Annotated in this window: 3 protein-coding genes; all 3 read right to left on the reverse strand. The window is 47.6% G+C overall.

Annotated elements, in window-relative coordinates:
• On the reverse strand, positions 1-674 hold a 674-nt coding region (locus tag QTO00_RS17310), incomplete at its 3' end, for a fumarylacetoacetate hydrolase family protein (RefSeq protein WP_331425885.1).
• Positions 675-686: 12 nt separating this feature from the next.
• Positions 687-1,817 (reverse strand): homogentisate 1,2-dioxygenase, encoded by a 1,131-nt coding sequence (locus tag QTO00_RS17315; RefSeq protein ID WP_331425886.1) that lies wholly within the window; start codon positions 1,815-1,817, stop codon positions 687-689.
• Positions 1,810-2,883, reverse strand: coding sequence for a 4-hydroxyphenylpyruvate dioxygenase (gene hppD, locus QTO00_RS17320; protein ID WP_331425887.1), 1,074 nt, complete (start codon positions 2,881-2,883; stop codon positions 1,810-1,812). Before hppD ends, QTO00_RS17315 begins: the two co-directional genes overlap by 8 nt.
• Between the last annotated feature and the right edge of the window lie 169 nt (positions 2,884-3,052).

Raw genomic sequence — 3,052 nt, forward strand, 5'->3', positions numbered from 1 at the left:
TTATAGAAGCTAAGCAGAGGAAGGTTGACCTTACCGCCGTCCCAATTTTCGCCTAACTCATCTGGCGTCACTGCGACTGGCGAAAAAACAGAAGAAGGTTTTGACTGAAAGAAGCCAAACCCTTTCGCTAGCTCGTTGGGAATCAAACCCCGAAGTGAGACGTCATTGACTAGCATAACTAGACGAATAGATTGTGCGGCCTCTTGCGCAGAGGCGCCCATTGCGACATCTCCGGTGACTATCGCGACCTCCCCCTCAAAATCGATGCCCCACTCTTCGCTGGCGACAGGGATATCATCGCAAGGGCCAATAAAGGCGTCTGAGCCACCTTGATACATCAAAGGATCAGTCCAAAAGCTTGGCGGCATTTCTGCTCCGCGAGCTTTGCGAACAAGCTCGACATGATTGACATAAGCAGAGCCGTCTGCCCATTGAAACGCCCTTGGCAGCGGTGATTCACACAAGGTTGGGTCAAATGGCATTTCGCTGGTTAACTCACCATTATTGAGTGCTAAATACACTTCGTTCAGTTGCGACTCGACGTGACTCCAATTATCCAATGCTTCCTGTAACGTTTGCGCGACCTCTGGTACCGCAACACACTTAGATAATGCTCTGTTAACCACAACCAGCAAGCCATCTCGACTGTCATTCTTTAAGGTTGCTAACTTCATAATCAATCCCTTTTACTTTTCTTGCCAACTGTAAACGTAGCTTTCATTTTCTGTCTGTTTCGCCGCCTCGCTGACATTAAGCGCATGGCGAGTATCAATCATCACCGCAACTTCGTCGGTAAACTTCTTCTTGTACTCTTGGCCCGCTTTAAACGCTTTCGGATGTGGTCCATGAGTAAAACCTGCCGGATGAAATGTCACCATGCCCGCCTCTATGTTGTCGCGACTGAAGAAGTCACCCGCGTGGTAGAACAAGACTTCATCGTAATCATCATTGTTGTGATAAAACGGCACCTTAAGCGCACCTGGATCGCTTTCAATCGGTCTTGGTACAAAGGTACAAATCACAAAACCCTGGCCCACGAAGGTGGTGTGAGCTGAAGGAGGAAGGTGATAGCGGTGAGACATGAGCGGCCTAATATCGCGCCAATTGACTCGCACTACGGATAAGTCGCCGTGCCAACCGATCGCATCAAGCGGATTAAACGGATAAGTCACCACGCTTACTTGCTCGTGGCGTTTGATGTGTACTTGGGTCGAGCTTTCTGAGTATTGGGCTTTAAACTGCTGATCAATCTTCGGCACATCCAGCACCGCAGGATCAAACACCGCATGATTACCCACCATGCCCTTTTCTGGAAGAGTATAGGCCGCGTCAGTGTTCTCAATCATCAATACAAACATCGGCTCATTGGGCTCCAAGCGCCAATTGGTTGAACGAGGGATCATCACATAATCCCCTTCGACGACTTCGAGATGCCCATAATCGCAATAGAGATCGGCACTTCCTTGATGAATAAACAGCAGTTCGTCGCCATCTGCATTACGAACCAAGTGAGTCATATCAGCGTCGAATTTCCAAACACGAACTTTGCAGTTAGCATTATGAAGAAGGTACGGCACTGACCAAGGCGAACCTTGCACAGACTGCTCAACGTAATTGAAATTAAACGCGCGCGGTTTTAGCTCCCCTTCCCACTCACTCCAACCTGTGGGTGCATGTTGGTGATGAAAATGGGAAGCCGGTCCAAAGAATCCGCTCCGCCCCGCTTCGCGTTCAAAAATCGCCTGTTCGGGAAAGTCTGCGTGCGCCTGCTTCGAGCACACTCCCTCCCGATGAGGGAATGTTATCCATTTATGCATCGTCTAATACCCCGCGACGGATCTGATCTTCTTCAATCGACTCAAACAGCGCCTTGAAATTACCTTCACCAAAGCCCTCATTACCCTTACGTTGAATGATTTCAAAGAACACAGGGCCGATAACCGTTTGAGTAAAGATTTGCAGCAAAATGCCATCTTTCGTCGGTGCTCCGTCGATCAATATTCTTAAATCACGCAAGCGGGAAACATCTTCTGTATGACCCTTCACTCGCTCGTCTACTTTTTCGTAATAGGTATCAGGGGTTGGCATGAAATCCATTCCACGCTCACGTAGGGTTTGTACCGTTTTGTAGATGTCATTGGTGGTTAAAGCTATGTGCTGAATGCCTTCACCGTTGTACTCACGGATAAACTCCTCGATTTGTGACTTGTCGTCGGAAGACTCATTGATAGGAATGCGGATTTTGCCACATGGCGCTGTCATTGCTCGGCTCACCAAGCCAGTGAGTTTGCCTTCAATGTCAAAGTAGCGAATCTCTCTGAAATTGCCGATGCGCTCATAGAAACCAGACCACACGTCCATGTTGCCTTGCTTGACGTTGTGAGTCAGGTGGTCAATTTCGAACAAGCCAACATCCATTCGAGACAAGCGTACTTGCGCATCATCGTAAAAGCGGAAATCAACTTCATAGATGCTGCCATCGTCATAACGGTCAACAAAGTAGAGCAAGCTTTCTCCGATCCCGTAAATCGCTGGGATGCTTAGCTCCATCGGACCAATTTCCGTGATGTACTCTTTGCCACCATTATCAAGCGCTTGCTTCATAGCGACCGCAGCATCACGCACTCTAAATGCCATGCCACATACTGACGGCCCATGAACTTTTGCAAACGCCTCTGCTTGGCTGTGAGGTTGTGCGTTGACAATAAAGTTCACATCACCCTGGCGATACAACCACGCCTCTTTCGAGCGGTGCTTAGCCACTTCTGCAAACCCAAGTGAATTGAACAAGTCTTTCAGGGCTTGGATACCTTGGTCATCTGCCGCTGTATATTCAACAAACTCAAAGCCATCAGTGCCAAGTGGGTTGTGCACATCGTTCATCTTTATGTTCCTCGTTATTGTTTTAACTACCGTGTCACTATCAATAACTTGGCTTACCTAAGCGTAAATTTGAACATTCCCAACACAATCCACAGTTAAGCAAATGTAAATAAAAACTGTAAACCCACCCTCAATAAGGAGCTAAAATCATTTAAAATCAATATAATAA

The sequence above is a fragment of the Vibrio sp. M260118 genome (assembly GCF_036533755.1).
GTDB lineage: Bacteria > Pseudomonadota > Gammaproteobacteria > Enterobacterales > Vibrionaceae > Vibrio.